The organism is Polaromonas sp. LjRoot131, from assembly GCF_964252805.1.
In the GTDB taxonomy this organism is placed as follows: Bacteria; Pseudomonadota; Gammaproteobacteria; order Burkholderiales; family Burkholderiaceae_C; genus Polaromonas.
Window position 1 is genome coordinate 139,582 of sequence record NZ_CAXUPF020000004.1, and the last position, 16,700, is coordinate 156,281.

At 64.6% G+C, this 16,700-nt stretch carries 16 protein-coding genes; 9 read left to right on the forward strand and 7 right to left on the reverse strand.

What is annotated here, in order from left to right; all coding sequences use genetic code 11:
* Window positions 1–14: 14 nt before the first annotated feature.
* From kdpC to ACSQ27_RS18195, 6 genes are all read right to left on the reverse strand, one after another.
* Window positions 15–587: a potassium-transporting ATPase subunit KdpC gene (gene kdpC / locus ACSQ27_RS18170; protein ID WP_436156899.1), complete on the reverse strand. Its 573-nt coding sequence runs from the start codon at window positions 585–587 to the stop codon at window positions 15–17.
* A 9-nt stretch (window positions 588–596) separates the two neighbouring features.
* Window positions 597–2,684, reverse strand: coding sequence for a potassium-transporting ATPase subunit KdpB (kdpB, locus tag ACSQ27_RS18175; protein ID WP_436156900.1), 2,088 nt, complete (start codon window positions 2,682–2,684; stop codon window positions 597–599).
* A 28-nt stretch (window positions 2,685–2,712) separates the two neighbouring features.
* Entirely contained in the window at window positions 2,713–4,512 is a 1,800-nt protein-coding gene (gene kdpA, locus ACSQ27_RS18180; protein WP_436156901.1) for a potassium-transporting ATPase subunit KdpA, read from the reverse strand.
* Complete coding sequence (locus tag ACSQ27_RS18185) at window positions 4,512–4,610, reverse strand: potassium-transporting ATPase subunit F (protein WP_436156902.1); 99 nt, start codon at window positions 4,608–4,610, stop codon at window positions 4,512–4,514. Before ACSQ27_RS18185 ends, kdpA begins: the two co-directional genes overlap by 1 nt.
* Before the next feature lie 207 nt (window positions 4,611–4,817).
* Window positions 4,818–5,006, reverse strand: coding sequence for a hypothetical protein (locus ACSQ27_RS18190; protein ID WP_436156903.1), 189 nt, complete (start codon window positions 5,004–5,006; stop codon window positions 4,818–4,820).
* On the reverse strand, window positions 5,007–5,789 hold the full coding sequence (locus tag ACSQ27_RS18195) for a sulfite exporter TauE/SafE family protein (protein WP_436156904.1): 783 nt from the start codon (window positions 5,787–5,789) through the stop codon (window positions 5,007–5,009).
* Window positions 5,790–5,899: 110 nt separating this feature from the next.
* Here ACSQ27_RS18195 and ACSQ27_RS18200 point away from each other — a divergent pair, with 110 nt between their 5' ends.
* The 3 genes from ACSQ27_RS18200 to ACSQ27_RS18210 are packed head-to-tail and all read left to right on the forward strand — an operon-like array spanning window position 5,900 to window position 8,101.
* Window positions 5,900–6,817 carry a LysR substrate-binding domain-containing protein gene (locus tag ACSQ27_RS18200; protein WP_436157254.1) on the forward strand — a complete coding sequence of 306 codons (918 nt, stop codon included), beginning with the start codon at window positions 5,900–5,902 and terminating at the stop codon, window positions 6,815–6,817.
* Between the two features lie 10 nt (window positions 6,818–6,827).
* Window positions 6,828–7,454 carry a pyridoxamine 5'-phosphate oxidase family protein gene (locus tag ACSQ27_RS18205; protein WP_436156905.1) on the forward strand — a complete coding sequence of 209 codons (627 nt, stop codon included), beginning with the start codon at window positions 6,828–6,830 and terminating at the stop codon, window positions 7,452–7,454.
* The gene (locus ACSQ27_RS18210; RefSeq protein WP_436156906.1) at window positions 7,454–8,101 is read left to right on the forward strand and encodes an HD domain-containing protein; all 648 of its coding nucleotides are present in this window, start codon (window positions 7,454–7,456) and stop codon (window positions 8,099–8,101) included. Before ACSQ27_RS18205 ends, ACSQ27_RS18210 begins: the two co-directional genes overlap by 1 nt.
* Here ACSQ27_RS18210 and ACSQ27_RS18215 read toward each other — a convergent pair.
* On the reverse strand, window positions 8,091–8,843 hold the full coding sequence (locus ACSQ27_RS18215) for a Crp/Fnr family transcriptional regulator (RefSeq protein WP_436156907.1): 753 nt from the start codon (window positions 8,841–8,843) through the stop codon (window positions 8,091–8,093). The two genes, ACSQ27_RS18210 and ACSQ27_RS18215, sit on opposite strands and share 11 nt — an antisense overlap.
* 188 nt (window positions 8,844–9,031) lie before the next feature.
* Between ACSQ27_RS18215 and ACSQ27_RS18220 the strand changes: the two genes are divergently transcribed.
* The 6 genes from ACSQ27_RS18220 to ACSQ27_RS18245 all read left to right on the forward strand — a co-directional run bounded on the left by ACSQ27_RS18220 (window position 9,032) and on the right by ACSQ27_RS18245 (window position 16,692).
* Window positions 9,032–10,225 carry an ABC transporter substrate-binding protein gene (locus ACSQ27_RS18220; RefSeq protein ID WP_436156908.1) on the forward strand — a complete coding sequence of 398 codons (1,194 nt, stop codon included), beginning with the start codon at window positions 9,032–9,034 and terminating at the stop codon, window positions 10,223–10,225.
* 148 nt (window positions 10,226–10,373) lie between these two features.
* Complete coding sequence (locus ACSQ27_RS18225) at window positions 10,374–12,320, forward strand: AMP-dependent synthetase/ligase (RefSeq protein ID WP_436156909.1); 1,947 nt, start codon at window positions 10,374–10,376, stop codon at window positions 12,318–12,320.
* The gene (locus ACSQ27_RS18230) at window positions 12,317–13,099 is read left to right on the forward strand and encodes an ABC transporter ATP-binding protein (RefSeq protein ID WP_436156910.1); all 783 of its coding nucleotides are present in this window, start codon (window positions 12,317–12,319) and stop codon (window positions 13,097–13,099) included. Before ACSQ27_RS18225 ends, ACSQ27_RS18230 begins: the two co-directional genes overlap by 4 nt.
* A gap of 78 nt (window positions 13,100–13,177) precedes the next feature.
* Window positions 13,178–14,107: a branched-chain amino acid ABC transporter permease gene (locus ACSQ27_RS18235; protein ID WP_436156911.1), complete on the forward strand. Its 930-nt coding sequence runs from the start codon at window positions 13,178–13,180 to the stop codon at window positions 14,105–14,107.
* Between the two features lie 25 nt (window positions 14,108–14,132).
* The gene (locus ACSQ27_RS18240) at window positions 14,133–15,209 is read left to right on the forward strand and encodes a branched-chain amino acid ABC transporter permease (protein ID WP_436156912.1); all 1,077 of its coding nucleotides are present in this window, start codon (window positions 14,133–14,135) and stop codon (window positions 15,207–15,209) included.
* Window positions 15,210–15,357: 148 nt separating this feature from the next.
* Window positions 15,358–16,692, forward strand: a complete 1,335-nt coding sequence (locus ACSQ27_RS18245; RefSeq protein WP_436156913.1) for an ABC transporter substrate-binding protein — start codon at window positions 15,358–15,360, stop codon at window positions 16,690–16,692.
* The last annotated feature ends 8 nt before the right edge of the window (window positions 16,693–16,700 follow it).

A 16,700-nucleotide genomic window follows, 5' to 3' on the forward strand; every position in this document is an offset into this window, starting at 1 on the left:
CATGTTGGTATCTCTTAACGAAGAGTCTCCAATGCAAGATTGAGCTGCAGCACATTGACCTGGGCCTCGCCCAGAACAGCCAGCAAGGGCCGCTCGGTCTGCTGCTCGACCAGGGCCTGCACCTTCTCCAGCGGCAGGCCACGCGCCCTGGCCACGCGGGCCACCTGGTAGCGCGCGGCGGCGGGGCTGATGTGCGGGTCCAGCCCGCTGGCCGAGGCCGTGACCAGGTCCACCGGCACCGGTGCGGTGTTGCCGGGGTCAGCCGCCTTGAGCGCTTCAATGCGGCCCTTGACGGCATCGACCAGCGCGGGATTGAGCGGCCCCTGGTTGGCGCCGCTGGAAGCCGTGGCGTTGTAGGGCATGGGCCCGGTGGCGGAGGGGCGGCCCCAGAAATGCTTGGGGTCGCTGAAGTTTTGCCCGATGAGGCTGGAGCCCACCGGCTTGCCATCGCGCAAGATCACGCTGCCGGCCGCCTGGTCCGGAAACAGGGCCCGGGCCGCGCCCGTCACGACGAGCGGATAGGCTACGCCGGTCACGAGAGTCAGCACGGCAAACAACACCAGTGCGGGTCGAAGAATGGTTTTCATGGATTTTCCTTATACGAGGTTCATGGCCACCAGCAGCAGGTCAATCGCCTTGATGCCAATGAAAGGCACGATCAGGCCGCCCAGGCCGTAAATCAGCAGGTTGCGGCGCAGCAGTGCCGCGGCGCCGACGGGCCGGTACTTCACGCCCTTGAGTGCCAGCGGGATCAAAAACATGATGACCAGCGCGTTGAAGATCACCGCCGACAGGATGGCCGTCGAAGGGCTGCCCAGGCGCATCACATTGAGCGCGGCCAGCTGCGGGTAGGTGCTCACAAAAATCGCCGGGATGATGGCAAAGTACTTGGCCACGTCATTGGCGATCGAAAACGTGGTGAGCGAGCCGCGCGTCATCAGCAAGGCCTTGCCGGTCTCCACCACCTCCAGCAGCTTGGTCGGGTTCGAATCCAGGTCCACCATGTTGGCGGCCTCCTTGGCGGCCTGGGTGCCGCTGTTCATGGCGACCGCCACGTCGGCCTGGGCCAGCGCCGGCGCGTCGTTGGTGCCGTCGCCCATCATCGCCACGAGGCGGCCCTCGGCCTGGTACTGGCGTATCAATTTCAGCTTGTCTTCGGGCGTGGCCTCGGCCAGGAAGTCGTCGACACCGGCTTCGGCGGCAATCGCGGCAGCGGTGAGCTTGTTGTCGCCGGTGATCATCACCGTCTTGATGCCCATGCGGCGCAGCTCGCCGAAACGCTCCTTGATGCCGGCCTTGACGATGTCCTTGAGCTCCACGATACCCAGCACCACGTTGCCGTCGGCCACCGCCAGCGGCGTGCTGCCGCGGCGCGCCACTTCATCGGCGGCACGCAGCACCTCGGCCGGCACGCTGCCGCCCAGTGCTTCCACGTGCTTGCGGATCGCGTCCACCGCGCCCTTGCGCAGCTGGCGCATGCTGCCGTCGGGGCGCTGCACGTCGATGCCGCTCATTCGGGTCTGGGCGGTGAAAGGCACCTCGTGGCTGTCACCCACCAGGGTTTCGCTTGCGCCCAGGCGCTGGGCCAGTGCGACGATGCTGCGGCCCTCAGGCGTTTCATCGGCCATGGAAGCCTGCATCGCGGCGGTGGCCAGCTTCGCGCCGGTCACGCCGGGCGCCGGCAGGAAGCTCGAAGCCTGGCGGTTGCCATGGGTGATGGTGCCGGTCTTGTCCAGCAGCAGCACGTCCACGTCGCCGGCGGCTTCCACCGCGCGGCCCGAGGTGGCGATGACGTTGGCCTGCATCATTCGGCTCATGCCGGCCACGCCCACGGCCGACAGCAGGCCGCCTATCGTGGTCGGGATCAGACAGACCAGCAGGGCCACCAGCGCGGTGATGCTGACCACGGTGCCCGCGCCCGCAGCGCCCACGCTGAACACCGAGAAGGGCAGCAGGGTCACCGTGACCACCAGGAACACGATGGTCAGCGCCACCAGCAGAATCGTCAACGCGATTTCATTCGGCGTCTTCTGGCGTTTGGCGCCCTCGACCATGCTGATCATGCGGTCCAGGAAGGACTCGCCGGGGTTCACCACGATGCGCACCACCAGCCAGTCGGACAGCACACGCGTGCCGCCGGTCACGGCCGAGAAGTCACCGCCCGACTCGCGCACTACCGGTGCCGATTCGCCGGTGATGGCGCTTTCGTCGACAGAGGCCACGCCTTCAATCACCTCGCCGTCCAGTGGAATCATGTCGCCGGCTTCGACGAAGACCACGGCACCCTTGCGCAGGTTTTCCGCCTGCTCGGGAAGCCAGGCTGTCCCGTGAAACACCTTGGCATTGGCCTCTTTGAATTTCTTGGCCCAAGTGCTCTTTTTAAGGCTGCGCAGTGAAGCGGCCTGTGCCTTGCTGCGGCCTTCAGCCAGCGCCTCGGCGAAGTTGGCGAACAGCACGGTAAACCACAGCCAGACAGCCACCGCCAGAATAAAGCCCGCCGGCGCCTCACCCTGGCCCTGCAAGGCCTGCAGGCCCAGCAAGGTGGTGAAGATGCTGCCGATGTAGACAACAAACATGACCGGGTTGCGCCATTGCACGCGCGGGTCCAGCTTGGTGAACGAGGCTGCGATGGCGGGCTTGAGCAGCGCGGGATCGAGCAGCACAAAAGGTTTTTGGGTATTCATATCAATTTCTCGTTGGCCTTCTTGCGGTTCAGTGGGCGGGCCAGAGCATCAGGTGCTCGACCACCGGGCCCAGCGCCAGGGCAGGCACGTAATTGAGCAGGCCCACCAGCAGCACGGTGCCTATCAGGAGCATCACGAACAGCGGGCCGTGCGTGGGCATGGTGCCGGCCGTGGCGGGCAGGCGTTTCTTGGCGGCCAGCGCGCCGGCAATCGCCAGCACCGGCACGATGACACCGAAACGGCCCAGCCACATCACCAAGCCCAGCAGCGTGTTGTAGAAGGGCGTGTTGGCCGACAGGCCCGCGAAAGCGCTGCCGTTGTTATTGCCGGCCGAGCTCAGCGCATAGAGGATTTCCGAAAAACCATGCGCACCCGGGTTGGCAATGCCGGCCTTGCCGGCGCCTGCCAGCACCGCGATGGCTGTACCCGCCAGCACCAGGATGGGCGTCACCAGGATGGCGATCGAGACCAGCTTCATCTCGTGCGATTCGATCTTCTTGCCCAGGTATTCCGGCGTGCGGCCAATCATGAGGCCGGCGATGAACACCGCCAGCATGGCAAAAATCAGCATGCCGTAGAGGCCGGTACCGACCCCGCCGAACACCACCTCGCCCAGTTGCATCATCACCATGGGCACCATGCCGCCCAGCGGCGTGAAGGAGTCGTGCATCGCGTTGACCGCGCCGCACGATGCCGCCGTCGTGATGACCGCGAACAGGCTGGAGGCATTGATGCCGAAGCGGGTTTCCTTGCCTTCCATATTGCCGCCGGCCTGCAGCGCGCTGGCCGCCTGGTCCACACCCAGGGGGGGCAGCAAGGGGTTGCCGGCTTGTTCGGCCGGGGTGATGGCCACCACCGCGACCACAAACAGCAGCGTCATCGCGGCCAGCACGGCCCAGCCCTGGCGTGTGTCGCCCACCGCGCGGCCAAAGGCAAAGCACAGCGCCGCGGGAATCAGGAAGATGGACAACATCTGGAAGAAGTTGCTCAGCGCCGTCGGGTTCTCATACGGGTGGGCCGAGTTGGCGTTAAAGAAACCGCCGCCGTTGGTGCCCAGCATCTTGATGGCCTCCTGCGAGGCGACCGGGCCCATGGCCAGGGTCTGCGTGCTGGCCTTGGCGTCTTCCATGACAGGATTGCCCTTGTCGTCTTTCAGCGCCTGGCCGTCAGGGCCGTTCCTGGCCACCTGGTAGGACGTGGTCTCCAGCGTGGCCACCTCTTTGTAGCCGTCGAAGTTCTGGATCACGCCCTGGCCCACGAGAAAGATCGCGAACACCAGCGACAAGGGCAGCAGCAGCCAGGCCGTGATGCGCGTGACGTCCACCCAGAAGTTTCCGATCGCGCCCGTGGCACGCGCGGCAAAGCCGCGGAACAGCGCGAACACGACCGCAATGCCGGTGGCGGCGGAGAAGAAATTCTGCACAGCCAGCGCCAGCATCTGAGTGAGGTAGCCCATGGTAGATTCACCGGCATAACCCTGCCAGTTGGTGTTGGAGACAAAGCTGATGGCGGTGTTGAAGGCCGAGTCGGGCGACACGGCCGCCATGCCGGCCGGGTTCAGCGGCAGCCAGACCTGCAGGCGCTGAAGCGCGTAAACGGCCAGCACGCCCAACGCATTGAAGGCCAGCAAGGCCAGCGCGTACTGTGACCATTTCATGCTTGTGTCGGCCGAGGTGCCGGCCAGGCGGTACAGCGGCGCTTCGAGCTTGTGCATCCAGTTGGGAAGGCTGCCCGAATACAGGCGGGCCAGCCAGATGCCCATTGGCCAGGCGGTCACCAGTAGCGCCCCGAGGAAAAGGGCTAACAAGCCCCATGAAGCGTTGCTCATCAAAACTCCTCGGCGCAGATCAGCGCATACACGAGGTAGGTGAGCAGCACGATGGCGCAGACGCCGCCAAAGCCGTACAAAACGTCCAGGGGGATCATGAACGGCCCCCTTCGGATTTTTCGAGCTTCTGAAAGCCCCAGACCAACAAGACCATCACACCCCAGAGGGCGGCGGCGCCGAGGATAAACGCAAGATCCATGATCTTCTCCAAGCAATAGCGATGGAGAAAGTGTCGGATCCGGCGTGTAAAAACGGGGATGAAAGACCGGTGGCCGGTATAAAGAAAGCGTAAAAATCGGGCCTGTTCAGGCCGCCGCGTGCTGTTGCATCACCACACGCAGGTGCAGTGCGCGCAAGGCATCAATATCGTCCAGCAGGGACAAGGCCTCGGGGAGCAGAAGAAGATCGCCAGCCTTCTCCAGCCGCAATGCCAGGCGCGCGGCCCCGGCATGGAGCGCCTCCAGGGCCTGCGACACCTCGCCCTGCGTTTCCATTCAATGCATCACGCCGCGAGCGAGCATGTAAATACCGATCAGCAGCAGGCCCACGAAAAACAGGCGTTTAAAGCCCTTCTCGCCCACCCGCCCACGCAGCATCTGGCCGGCGGCCACGCCCAGCAAGGCGGCCGGCAGAGGCAGCACCAGGATCCAGCCGGACGGCAAGCGGCCCACCGCAAAAGAACCCTCCAGCGCCAGGCGCAGGAACAATGCGACGGTGGAGACGGTGAAGGACAGGCCCAGCGCCTGCACCAGCTCGTCCTTTTTGAGCGACAAGGCCTGCAGGTAAGGCACGGCCGGAAATACAAACACGCCGGTGGCGGAGGTGATGGCGCCGGTCGCCAGACCGGCGGCAAAGGAAGAAACCCGTTCGCCGCGCTGCGGAATCGCCAGCGGCATCGCGAACAAGCCCAGCAAGGCATAGACGATCAGCGCGGCGCCCAGTCCCGCTGACGCGAGCCCCACATCAAGCGTGACCAGGCTGACCGGCGCCCACAGTGTTCCGGCGACAACCCCCAGCTGCAGCGGCCACAGGCGCCGCACCAAACTGGCCAGCGCGGCGCCGTCCCACATCTGCCAGGCATTCGTCAGAAACGAAGGCAGGATCAGGATGGCAGCTGCCTGCGCGGGCGGCATCACGCCGGCCAGCAAGCCCATGGACAGCGTCGGCAGGCCCAGGCCGACCACGCCCTTGACCAGGCCGGCCAGCAAAAATACGGCGGCGACGATACCCATGAGCAGGGTTTCGGGCCCACTGCCGGTGATGTCGTTCAAGTTCATGCAAACGATTCTGCGCAGTGCGGTGCCAGCGCTCAAGCGGTAATATGCGCTGGCAGCCTTCGCCATTGCCGAAGGCTGGAAGCAAATCCCAAAGCTACATGCCCGCCACTATTCGCTTTGACCTCGTCGACCTGCGTCTCTTCCTGCACGTCATCGACACCGGCAGCATCACGGCCGGCAGCAAGCTTTCGCACCTCGCGCTGGCCTCGGCCAGCGCGCGCATTCGCGGCATGGAGGGCGCACTCGGCGTGCCGCTGCTGGAGCGCCTGCGCGCCGGCGTCAAGCCGACCAAGGCCGGCCTGGCCGTGGCCCACCATGCGCGGCTGGTGCTGCAGCAGATAGAGCGCATGCACGGCGAGATAGCCGACTACGCCGGCGGCCTGGCGGGCCGGGTACGCCTGCTGTCCAACACCGCCGCCATCACCGACTACCTGCCACAGGCGCTCGCGGATTTCCTCAACACCCATCCGGCCATCGACGTCGACCTCGAGGAACGCCCCAGCCATGTGATCGCGTCGCAACTGCTGGACCAGGTGGCCGACCTCGGCATCGTGGCTGATTCCGCGGATATTTCCAGCCTGGAATCCCGGCCCTTCCGGCGCGACCATCTGGTGCTGGTGGTCCCGCAGGGCAGCGGCTTCGGCCGACAGCGCCAGACCAGCTTCGCTCAAGCACTGGCCCATGACTTTGTCGGCCTGGGCGAGGACAGCGCCCTGCAGCAACACCTGGCCCTGCAGGCCGGGCGCCTGGGGCTGCGCATGCGAACGCGCATACGGCTGCGCAGTTTTGACGCCGTCTGCCGCATGGTGGAGGCCGGTGTCGGCGTGGCCGTGGTGCCGGCCGTCGCGGCCGAACGCCATGCGGGCGCGGGCACGCTGCGCCTGCTCAAGCTGTCCGACAGCTGGGCCGACCGCCAGCTTTTAATCTGCGCGCGCCGCTTTGAGCAACTGTCGGTGCCGGCCATCCGGCTGGTGGAAGCGCTGTGCGCGCCTGCCCCCGCCGCCACCGGTAAAAAACCAAAGCGATAAAGTCATGCCCATGAACGCACAAGCCGATCCCCACGCCATCACCAACCTCACGCAACTGGAAGCGCTGTTCGGCGCCGTCGGTGACGCCTCCCTCAAAAAAGAGGTGGACTACCTGCACCCGGCCTACCAGGCGCTGATCGAGGCATCGCCCTTCGCGGTGCTGGCAACAGCCGGGCCCGGCGGCCTGGACGCCTCGCCACGCGGAGACCCGCCGGGCTTTGTGGCGATCCAGGACGACAAAACCCTGCTGCTGCCGGAGCGCCGCGGCAACAACCGCATCGACAGCCTGCGCAACCTGCTGGCCGATCCGCGCGTGGCCTTGCTGTTCCTGGTGCCCGGCGCCGGCGAGACGCTGCGCGTGAACGGCCGTGCCAACATCACGACCGAGCCCGGCCTGCTGCAGCGTTTTGCCATGGAAGGAAAGCCGCCCCACTGCGTCATCGTGATCAAGGTCGAGTCGGTGTTCTTCCAGTGCGCACGGGCCATACAGCGCTCAAAGCTCTGGCAGGCCGTGCCGCAAGGCCGGCCCGACGTGCCCACGCCCGGCGCCATGCTGCAGGCGCTGACGGCGGCGGCCATCGACGGTGAAAAATATGACCGCGAACTGCCGGCGCGGCAGAAATCGACGCTGTACTGATGTCAAGCGCCGCCCCTGAAACCAAGGCCCTCCTGGCCCGCTCCTGGCAACGCTGCGCAAGCGCGCTGGCGCCGCAAACCATCGCCGGCAGCGTGTTTGATGAGCTGGTCGCGCGCTACTCCGAGCCTCACCGCAAGTACCACACCGTGCAGCACCTCGCGGAATGCCTGGCGCATTTCGAGGCCGTGCGCCACCTGGCCGAACGGCCGGATGAAGTCGAAATCGCGCTGTGGTTCCATGACGGGATTTATGACACGCAGCGCCACGACAACGAGCGGCAAAGCGCCGACTGGGCGCGTGCTGTACTGGAAGGCCAGGGCGCGCCGCCGGCCACCGTGCAGCGGGTGGATGAACTGATCATGGCCACCTGCCACAGCGCGCTGCCGGTGTCGCCCGATGCGAAGCTGCTGGTGGACGTGGACCTGTCCATCCTGGGCGCCCTGCCGCCGCGCTTTGCCGAGTACGAAGAACAGATACGCCAGGAATACGCCTTCGTGCCCGAGGAAATATTCCGCCAGAAGCGCGGGGAGATTCTTCGCGCTTTCCTGGGCCGGCCCTTGATTTACAGCACGCCGCATTTCCAGGCCGCGCTGGAAGCACGCGCCCGGGACAACCTGCGCCTGGCCATCGCCGGCATCACGGGCTAGGGCCTGTGCGAGGGGCCAAACCCTCGCCCTCGCTCGCAAACACACTGGAGCGCAGCGCCTCCAGGTCCAGCACACGCAGGCCGCCGTATTCGATGCGGATAAAACCCTGGGCCTGCAAGGCGCTGAGCGCTTCGTTCACGCGCTGGCGTGACAGGCCGACCAGGTAGGCCAGTTCCTGCTGCGTGATGCGCAGGATTTCACCGACCCCCGGGTAGAGCACCGGGTTGAACAGCGAGGCCAGGCTGCGCGCCACGCGGATGTCGGGGTTGTTCATGCGGTCGATCTCGCGCGCGGCGATGAACTGGCCCAGGCGCTCGTTGAGCTGGTTCATCACAAAGCGGTTAAAGCCGATGGAGTGGTCCAGCAGCCAGTGAAAGGTTTCCACCGGCAGCCCCGCCACCACGCTTTTGCGCAAGGCCTGGATGTTGTAGCGGTAGGGCTCGCGCTTGAGCGCCGTGCCTTCGCCGAACCAGCCGCCGGGCGGCACACCGGTAAAGGTCATGGTCATGCCTTGCTCGTTGTCGCTGCTCATCTTGAGCAGGCCTTCGACCACGCCGAACCAGTAGGTCACCGGCTTGCCGACACGGCACACATAGTCGCCCGGCGCGGCGTCGCCCACCTGCAGCCCCGCCAACGCGCGCGCGCGTTCATCCGGCAGCAGCAGGGGCAGCCAGGGAATGCCCCGCAGCTCGTCCGGCGTGGGCGTCCTGCGGCGCTGGTGAAGAGGTGACTCAGTGGCCATGCTCGCAATGTTCAAGCAGAAACAGGGGTGGCGGATCAGGGAAAGTCCGGGGCGGGCGCAACCCTTGGATTGTCGTCGCGCAGACAGTTGGCCTTCTTTCCAAAGCATAGCATCTGCCCCGCGGAGACAGGCCGGCAAGAGCCTGGAACAAGCCCGCCACGAGCCCACAACGACCAGGAGACACCCCCATGACAGCCCCTTCCGTCCCTTCCATCACCTCGAACATCGATTCGCCGCCGGCCCGCAGCCGCCTGACACGCCGCCGCATGCTGGGCGCATTCGCCGCCGTACCGGCCGCACTCTACGGCCCGGCGCGCGCACAAGACAGCGGCCCGGTGCGCATCGCGCAATCCATCGCGCTGAGCGGGCCGCTGGGCGAACTGGGCCAGGCCATGCACCAGGGCGCCAAGGCCTGCTTTGCCGGCATCAACGCCAAAGGCGGCGTGAACGGCCGGCTGATCGAACTCACAGGAACCGACGACGGCTACGACGTCAAGCGCGCGCTCGGCAACGTCAAGGGTTTCATCGACGACAAAAGCAATTTCGCGCTCTTCAACTGCATGGGCACGCCCATGATCGAGGCCATGCTGCCGCAGGTGATGGAATCGGGCATGCCTTTCTTCGCGCCTTTCTCAGGTGCGCTGTCGGCGCGCCCGGCCAACGCCCGCAACGTGTTCAACATACGCGCGAGCTACGCCGACGAAGCCGAACAGCTGGTGCAGCACCTGGCGACCATAGGCATACGGCGCATCGCCATCGCCTACCAGAACAACTCCTTCGGCAAGGAGGTCTTCGACGCCACCCAACGCTCCATGGCCAAACACAAACTGGAAGCGACCGCCATCGTCACCGTGGAAAACAACGCTTCGGATGCCGGCGCAGCGGCGGTCAAGATCGCGGCGTCCAGCCCGGAGGCCGTGCTGGTGGGCCTGGCCGGCAAACCGACCATCGAGTTCGTCAAGGCGATACGCGCGCAGCGCAAGGGGCTGTCGCTCTACGCGCTGTCCATCATGGGCGCGGCCGCGACGCTCAAGGCCATGGGCGAGGACGCCACCGGCATCGCGGTGTCGCAGGTGGTGCCGCTGCCGGGCAACACGGTGGTGCCCATGGTGCGCGAATTCCAGCAGGCCTGGAAGGCCGCCGGCGTGGCGCTGGAGCCTTCGCACCTGGCGCTGGAGGGCTACATCAATGCCCGCGTGTTTGCCGAAGCGCTGCGCCGCGCCGGCAAGAACCCGACGCGCGCCGCCTTCATCGACAGCACCTGGAACCTGAAGCGCTACGACCTGGGTGGCTTCGAGGTCAGCTTCAGCGATTCGGCCCGCAACGCCTCGCGTTTTGTGGAACTGACCATGGTTTCGCGCGACGGGCGCTTTATCCGATAAACCGGGCGGACCCCGGGCACACCCCAGTAGGACTTACCCGGAAATTGTCGTCGCAATGACACCATAGCGTCAAAGCCGGTCCTACTATTCGACCCATACCCGCGGTTTTCACTGAAAAAGCCGCACCAGAACGGAGACAAGAAAGCGAATGCAGACCACGTTCCCACGATTGCTGCTCAAACATGCGGCCGAGCGCCCCGGCGCCGCCGCCATGCGCGAAAAAGAGTACGGCATCTGGCAGGCGCACAGCTGGGCCGGCATGGCGCTGCTGGTTGAACACATCGCCTGCGGCCTGCACCAGCTGGGCCTGCGGCGCGGCGAGCACATGGTCATCATCGGCGCCAACCGGCCGCGCCTGTACGCCACCATGCTGGCCGCGCAGGCGCTGGGCGCCATCCCGATTCCGCTCTACCAGGATGCCGTGGGCGCCGAATGCATCTTCCCGATCAACAATGCCGACGTGCGCTTCGCGCTGGTGGAAGACCAGGAGCAGGTCGACAAGCTGCTCGAGATCCGCGGCCAGTGCCCGCAGCTGGAGCACATCGTTTATGACGACCCGCGCGGCCTGCGCAACTATGCCGAGGCCGGCCTGCAGTCGCTTGATGCGCTGCTGGACACGGGCCGCGGCTTTTCCGCCGGCCAGCCGGATTTTTTCAGGGCTGAAGTCGAAAAAGCCCAGCCCGACGACGTGGCCGCGATGTTTTTCACCTCGGGCACCACCGGCAACCCCAAGGGCGTGGTCCACACCCACAACACCCTGCTCGACCGCGCCAAGGCCGGCGCCGACTTTGACAAACTCACCTCCGGCGAGGAAGTGCTGGCCTACCTGCCACCCGCGTGGGTCGGCCAGAACATCTTCAGTTATGCGCAGTGGCTGGCCTGCGGCTACGTGGTCAATTGCCCCGAAAGCGCCAGCACGGTGACCATAGACCTGAAAGAAGTCGGCCCGACCTATTACTTTGCGCCACCGCGGATCTTCGAAAGCCTGCTGACCACCGTGATGATCCGCATGGAAGACGCGGGCCGCATCAAGCGCGGCATGTTCAACTATTTCATGGGCGTGGCCAAACGCGCCGGCCCGGCCCTGATGGACGGCAAACCCGTAGTCGCCATGGACAGGGTGCTGTATGCGCTGGGCAGCGTGTTGGTCTATGGCCCGCTGCGCAACACGCTGGGTTTTTCGCGCGTGCGCGTGGCCTATACCGCCGGCGAGGCCATAGGCCCCGACCTTTTCACCTTCTACCGCTCCATCGGCATCAACCTCAAGCAGCTGTATGGTTCCACAGAGACCGCCGTGTTTGTCTGCCTGCAGCCGGACAACGAAGCGCGCGCCGATACCGTAGGGGTTCCGATCAGCGGCGTGCAGATCAAGGTGGCCGAGAACGGCGAGATCCTGGTCAAGTCCGCCGGCCTGCTCAAGGAATACTACAAAAACCCCACGGCCACCGCCGAGGTGCTGAGCGCCGACGGCTGGTACCACACCAGCGACGCGGGCTTTATCGACGCCGGCGGCCACCTCAAGATCATCGACCGCGTCAAGGACGTGGGCCGCATCAAGGGCGGCGTCAACGACGGCGCGATGTTCGCGCCCAAGTATGTGGAGAACAAGCTCAAGTTCTTCCCGCACATCAAGGAAGTCGTGGCCTACGGCGACGGCCGCGACCAGGTCTGCGTGATGCTCAACATCGACTTCGACGCCGTCGGCAACTGGGCCGAGCGCCGCAACCTGCCCTATGCCGGTTACACCGACCTGGCGCAAAAGCCCGAGGTCTACCAGCTCATCAAGGAATGCGTCGAAAAAGTCAACGCCGACCTCAGCGTGGACGCCCTGCTGGCCGGCTCGCAGATCAGCCGCTTCCTGGTGCTGCACAAGGAGCTGGATGCCGACGACGGCGAACTCACCCGGACCAACAAGGTGCGGCGCGGCTTCATCGCCGAAAAATACCAGCCGCTGATTGACGCGCTCTACGGCGGCAAAACCGAACAGTTCATAGAAACCGTCGTGAAATTCGAGGACGGCCGCAGCGGCAGCGTGAGCGCGACGCTGAAGATCAGCGACGCCCAGACTTTTGCCCCCGTGAAGGCCGCAGCATGAGCAAGAAGATTGGCGACGTCATCCTGGACGTCAAGAACATCAGCCTGAACTTCGGCGGCGTCAAGGCCCTGTCGGACATCTCCTTCAACGTCAAAGAGCACGAGATACGCGCCATCATCGGCCCCAACGGCGCCGGCAAAAGCTCCATGCTCAACTGCATCAACGGCGTCTATGCGCCGCAGCAGGGCTCCATCACCTTCCGCGGCCAGACCTTCAAGCACATGAACAGCCACCAGGTGGCCGTGATGGGCGTGGCGCGCACCTTCCAGAACCTGGCGCTGTTCAAGGGCATGAGCGTGCTCGACAACATCATGTCGGGCCGCAACCTGAAGATCAAAAGCAATCTGCTGCTGCAGGCGCTGCGCATAGGCCCGGCCGAAAAAGAAGAAATCAAACACCGCGAGGCGGTCGAAAAAATCATCGACTTCCTGGAAATCCAGGCCTACCGCAAGACGCCCGTCGGCCAGCTCCCCTACGGCCTGCAAAAACGCGTGGACCTGGGCCGCGCGCTGGCCATGGAGCCGCAAGTACTGCTGCTCGACGAACCCATGGCCGGCATGAACGTCGAGGAAAAGCAGGACATGTGCCGCTTTGTACTCGACGTCAACGACGAGTTCGGCACCACCGTGGTACTGATCGAACACGACATGGGTGTGGTCATGGACATCTCCGACCGCGTCGTGGTGCTCGACTACGGCAAAAAAATCGGCGACGGCACCCCCGACGAAGTACGCAACAACGAAGACGTGATCCGGGCTTACCTCGGAACCAGCCACTGACATGGACGAGAACACCAAGATGAAATCACAGCGTTTCCCGCAATCCACGATGTCCCCATCCAGCAAAGGGAGCCAGTGATGGGTTCATTTCTTGAGACGATTATTGGCGGCCTGATGTCCGGCATGCTGTATTCGCTGGTCGCGCTGGGCTTTGTGCTGATCTACAAGGCCTCGGGCGTCTTCAACTTCGCGCAGGGCGCGATGGTGCTGTTCGCGGCGCTGGCCATGGCCCGCTTTTCCGAATGGATTCCGCAGTGGACCGGCCTGGACAACAAGTTCATCAACAACGCACTGGCCTTTATGGCGGCTTTGGCCATCATGGTGGTGGTCGCCTGGCTGATCGAGAAACTGGTGCTCGGAAAGCTGGTGAACCAGGAGGGCGTTGCGCTGCTGATGGCAACGCTGGGCATCTCCTACTTCCTCGACGGCTTCGGCCAGACCATCTTCGGCTCCAGCATCTACAAGATCGACGTGGGCATGCCCAAGGATCCGATGTTCCTGCTCGAAGGCGTGTTCCAGGGCGGCCTGCTGGTGAACCAGGAAGACCTGGTCGCCGCGCTGATCGCCACCGCCCTGGTGGCGGCACTGGCCGCCTTCTTCCAGTACACCAGCACCGGCCGCGCGCTGCGCGCCGTGGCCGACGACCACCAGGCCGCCCAGTCCATCGGCATCCCGCTGAACCGCATCTGGGTCATCGTCTGGAGCGTCGCGGGTTTTGTGGCCCTGGTGTCCGGCGTGATCTGGGGCAGCAAGCTGGGCGTGCAGTTTTCACTGTCGGTGCTGGCGCTCAAGGCGCTGCCGCTGGTGATCCTGGGCGGCCTGACTTCGGTGCCCGGCGCGATTGTCGGCGGCCTGATCCTCGGTGTTGGCGAGAAGCTGGCCGAGGTGTTTATCGGCCCTTACGTCGGCGGCGGCATCGAGATCTGGTTTGCTTATGTCCTCGCCTTGTGTGTCTTGCTGGTAAGGCCGCAGGGCCTCTTCGGCGAGAAAATTATTGACCGTGTCTGAGCCGCTTTTTACCTAAAGAAAAACCATGTTCTACAGAGAAAACGGCCAGTTCAAAACCAGCTACCGGTCCGACCAGCAGATCTTCCCCATCCTGCAGGACCGCATCGCCATTGGCCTGCTGCTGGCCTTTGCCTTTATCGCCGTCCCGCTGCTGGCCAGCGACTACCTGTTCCGCGCCATCCTGATTCCCTTCCTGATCTTCTCGCTGGCTGCCGTAGGGGTGAACATCCTGGTCGGTTACTGCGGGCAGATCTCGCTGGGCTCGGGTGCCTTCATGGCGGTGGGTGCTTACGGCGCCTACAACTTCTTCGTGCGCATTCCCGGCATGCCGCTGATCCCGGCGCTGATCCTGGGCGGCCTGTGCGCCATGCTCTTCGGCATTTTGTTCGGCCTGCCCAGCCTGCGCGTCAAGGGCCTGTACCTGGCGGTGACCACGCTGGCCGCGCAGTTCTTCAGCGACTGGATGTTTTTGCGCATCAAGTGGTTCACCATGGACACGCCTTCGGGCTCGGTGTCGGTGTCCAACCTGCAGGTCTTCGGCTTGCCCATCGAAAGCGCATTGAGCAAATACCTGTTCTGCCTGGCCATCGTGGTGGTGATCACCCTGCTGGCCAAAAACCTGGTGCGCAGCGCCATCGGCCGCGAGTGGATGGCCATTCGCGACATGGACGTGGCCGCCGCGGTGATCGGCATACGCCCGATGTACGCCAAGCTCAGCGCCTTCGCGGTGAGCTCCTTCATCATCGGCATCGCCGGCGGCCTGTGGGCCTTTATCTACCTGGGCGCCTGGGAACCGGCGGCCTTCTCGGTGGACTACTCCTTCCGCCTGCTGTTCATGGTGATCATCGGCGGCATGGGCGCCATCATGGGCAGCTTCTTCGGCGCGGCCTTCATCGTGGTGCTGCCCATCGTGCTGAGCCAGCTGCTGCCGGTGCTGGCCGGCTGGCTGGGCATCTCGATCTCCACGGCGGGTGTCTCGCATGCGGAGCTGATGATTTTTGGCGGGCTGATCGTGTGGTTTTTGATTGTCGAGCCGCACGGGCTGGCCAAGCTGTGGGCCGTGGGCAAGCAAAAGTTGCGGCTTTGGCCCTTCCCTCATTGAAGCCATCGGTGTCACTCATAGGGTTAAGGATTACTCGAAATCACCGATGCGGCGCCGGTCATTCAATCGTTTACTGAGGTGCCAGTTTTAAGTACCGTTTTTAAGTGCAAGTTTTCGCGGTGTTATTCACTATTTCCAGGAGACAAAAATGAAGATTCGTAAATTGATGTTGGCAGTCGCCATCCTCGCCACCGGCGCCTCGTCCTTGGTGGCGACCGGCGCCTATGCCCAGGCGAAGGAGCAGTTCTTCCCCGTGCTGTCCTACCGCACCGGGCCTTACGCGCCCAACGGCGTGCCCTGGGCCAACGGCTATGTGGACTACCTCAAGCTGGTCAACGCGCGCGGCGGCATCAACGGCGTGAAGATCTCGTTTGAAGAGTGCGAAACCGGCTACGACACCGCGCGCAGCGTCGAATGCTACGAACGCCTCAAGGGCAAGAACGGCGGCGCCACGCTGGTGCAGCCGCTGTCCACGGGCGCCACCTTCGCCATCACCGAAAAAGCCCCCGTCGACAAGATTCCCGTGGTGACCGTGGGTTATGGCCGCAGCGAGAGCGCCGACGGCTCCATCTTCAAGTGGAACTTCCCCATCGCCGGCACCTACTGGGTCGCCGCCGACGCCATCCTCCAGGCCATCGCCAAGAAGGAAGGCGGTTTCGACAAGCTCAAGGGCAAGCGCATCGCGCTGGTCTACCACGACTCGCCCTTCGGCAAGGAGCCGATCCCGCTGATGCAGGAGCGCGCCGCCATGCACGGCTTCACCCTGCAGCTGCTGCCCGTCACCGCGCCCGGCGTCGAGCAGAAAGCCACCTGGCTGCAGATCCGCCAGTCGCGTCCCGACTACGTGGCGCTGTGGGGCTGGGGCATCATGAACACCACGGCCATCAAGGAGGCGCAGGCCACCGGCTACCCGCGCGAGAAGATGTACGGCGTGTGGTGGGCCGGCGCCGAGCCTGACGTCAAAGACGTGGCCGACGGTGCCAAGGGCTACAACGCCGTGACCATGCAGCACGGCGCCGAGCCGAACTCCAAGCTGGTCAAGGACGTCATGGCCCTGGTGCACGGCAAGGGCCAGGGCACGGGCCCCAAGGAAGAAGTCGGCCAGGTGCTCTACATGCGCGGCGCCATGAGCGCCATGCTGGGCGTGGAAGGCCTGCGCTCGGCACAGGACCGTTTCGGCAAGGGAAAAATCATGACGGGCGAGCAGGTCCGCTGGGGCCTGGAAAACCTGAACCTGACCCAGGCCAAGCTCGACGCGCTGGGCTTTGCCGGCGTGATGCGGCCCATCAGCACCTCCTGCACCGACCACATGGGTTCGGCATGGGCGCGCATCCACACCTGGGACGGCAAGGAATGGAAGTTCACTTCCGACTGGCTGCAGGCCGATGAACAGGTGATCAAGCCCCTGGTCAAGAGCACCGCCGCCAAGTACGCCGCCGAGAAAAAGCTGACGGCGCGCACACCGGCCGACTGCCAGTCTTGAGCGGCGTA

Excerpts from the sequence above, each read along its gene's own strand:
- ACSQ27_RS18210 (WP_436156906.1), top strand. The coding sequence starts at position 7,454 with ATGTCAAGCGCCGCCCCTGAAACCAAGGCCCTCCTGGCCCGCTCCTGG.
- ACSQ27_RS18225 (WP_436156909.1), top strand. The coding sequence starts at position 10,374 with ATGCAGACCACGTTCCCACGATTGCTGCTCAAACATGCGGCCGAGCGC.
- ACSQ27_RS18230 (WP_436156910.1), top strand. The coding sequence starts at position 12,317 with ATGAGCAAGAAGATTGGCGACGTCATCCTGGACGTCAAGAACATCAGC.
- ACSQ27_RS18215 (WP_436156907.1), bottom strand. The coding sequence starts at position 8,843 with ATGGCCACTGAGTCACCTCTTCACCAGCGCCGCAGGACGCCCACGCCG.
- ACSQ27_RS18240 (WP_436156912.1), top strand. The coding sequence starts at position 14,133 with ATGTTCTACAGAGAAAACGGCCAGTTCAAAACCAGCTACCGGTCCGAC.
- ACSQ27_RS18205 (WP_436156905.1), top strand. The coding sequence starts at position 6,828 with ATGAACGCACAAGCCGATCCCCACGCCATCACCAACCTCACGCAACTG.
- kdpC (WP_436156899.1), bottom strand. The coding sequence starts at position 587 with ATGAAAACCATTCTTCGACCCGCACTGGTGTTGTTTGCCGTGCTGACT.
- kdpB (WP_436156900.1), bottom strand. The coding sequence starts at position 2,684 with ATGAATACCCAAAAACCTTTTGTGCTGCTCGATCCCGCGCTGCTCAAG.
- ACSQ27_RS18195 (WP_436156904.1), bottom strand. The coding sequence starts at position 5,789 with ATGAACTTGAACGACATCACCGGCAGTGGGCCCGAAACCCTGCTCATG.
- kdpA (WP_436156901.1), bottom strand. The coding sequence starts at position 4,512 with ATGAGCAACGCTTCATGGGGCTTGTTAGCCCTTTTCCTCGGGGCGCTA.
- ACSQ27_RS18245 (WP_436156913.1), top strand. The coding sequence starts at position 15,358 with ATGAAGATTCGTAAATTGATGTTGGCAGTCGCCATCCTCGCCACCGGC.
- ACSQ27_RS18235 (WP_436156911.1), top strand. The coding sequence starts at position 13,178 with ATGGGTTCATTTCTTGAGACGATTATTGGCGGCCTGATGTCCGGCATG.
- ACSQ27_RS18185 (WP_436156902.1), bottom strand. The coding sequence starts at position 4,610 with ATGATCCCCCTGGACGTTTTGTACGGCTTTGGCGGCGTCTGCGCCATC.
- ACSQ27_RS18220 (WP_436156908.1), top strand. The coding sequence starts at position 9,032 with ATGACAGCCCCTTCCGTCCCTTCCATCACCTCGAACATCGATTCGCCG.
- ACSQ27_RS18190 (WP_436156903.1), bottom strand. The coding sequence starts at position 5,006 with ATGGAAACGCAGGGCGAGGTGTCGCAGGCCCTGGAGGCGCTCCATGCC.